2 protein-coding genes are annotated in these 1,008 nt (G+C 72.2%); both read right to left on the bottom strand.

Translation table 11 applies throughout. The features are described from left to right. Nucleotides 1-36: 36 nt before the first annotated feature. Nucleotides 37-741 carry a phosphoadenylyl-sulfate reductase gene (locus DQW06_RS28070; protein WP_013153835.1) on the bottom strand — a complete coding sequence of 235 codons (705 nt, stop codon included), beginning with the start codon at nt 739-741 and terminating at the stop codon, nt 37-39. Further along, nucleotides 738-944, bottom strand: coding sequence for a hypothetical protein (locus tag DQW06_RS28065; protein WP_013153834.1), 207 nt, complete (start codon nt 942-944; stop codon nt 738-740). The genes DQW06_RS28070 and DQW06_RS28065 overlap by 4 nt, the downstream gene beginning before the upstream one ends. Nucleotides 945-1,008 lie beyond the last annotated feature (64 nt).

Genomic DNA, 1,008 nt, shown 5'->3' with positions numbered 1-1,008 from the left:
CGGCCGGGCCGCACGGCCCGGCCGCCGAGGGCGCACTCACACGTGGATTCCGCACTCGGTCTTGCCCGTGCCGGACCACCGGCCGCTGCGCGGGTCCTCGCCCGGCGCCACCCGCCGCGTGCACGGCTCGCAGCCGATCGAGGGGTAGCCGTCGTACTGGAGCGGGTTCACGATGACCCCGTTCTCGGCCATGTAGGCGTCCACCTGGTCCTGGGTCCAGCGGGCGATCGGGTTGACCTTGGTCATCCGCCGGCGCCGGTCCCACTGCACGATCGGGGTGTCGCGGCGGGTCGCCGAGTCCTCCCGGCGCAGGCCGGTCAGCCACGCGGCGTAGGGCTCCAGGGCCCGCTGGAGGGGCTCCACCTTGCGCAGGTGGCAGCAGATGCCGGGGTCGCGCCCGTGCAGGCGCGGGCCCAGGGCCAGGTCCTGCTCGGCCACCGTGCGGGTGGGCTCGACGTTGATGAGGTTGATGTCGTACACGGAGGCCACGGCGTCACGCGTGCCGATGGTCTCGGGGAAGTGGTAGCCGGTGTCCAGGAAGATGACGTCGATCCCCGGCACCGTCCGGGAGACCAGGTCCACCATGAGCGCGTCGGCCATGGACGAGGTCATGCACAGCTGGTCGCCGAAGGTCTCGGCGGCCCAGGAGATGATCTCCGAGGCGGAGGCCTCCTCCAGTTCGCGCGCGGCCCGCTCGGCGAGCTCGGGACCGCCCAGGGGGGTGATGGTGGTGGAGTTCATGAGTTCCCTTCCGTCGGTCTGGAGGGGGCGCCTCCCGCGGAGAAGGACGCGGAGCGCAACCCGACGTACTTGACCCGAAACACCCGGGCACAGGACAGGCAGGCCCAGGGGTAGCCCTCTCCCTTGACGGCGGCGCCCTCCTCGGGCACGAGGTCCTCGTCGCCGCAGTAGGGGCAGTAGTGGGGCGCGGCCCTCTCGGACATGGCGCACCTCTTCCTCTCGCTCGGGTCTTCCAGGTCGTTTCGCGGCCGTGGGCCGGGCCCGTCC

This window comes from Nocardiopsis sp. TNDT3 (genome assembly GCF_003427465.1).
Classification (GTDB): domain Bacteria; phylum Actinomycetota; class Actinomycetes; order Streptosporangiales; family Streptosporangiaceae; genus Nocardiopsis; species Nocardiopsis dassonvillei.
This window is presented reverse-complemented; position numbering and strand designations above follow the sequence as displayed.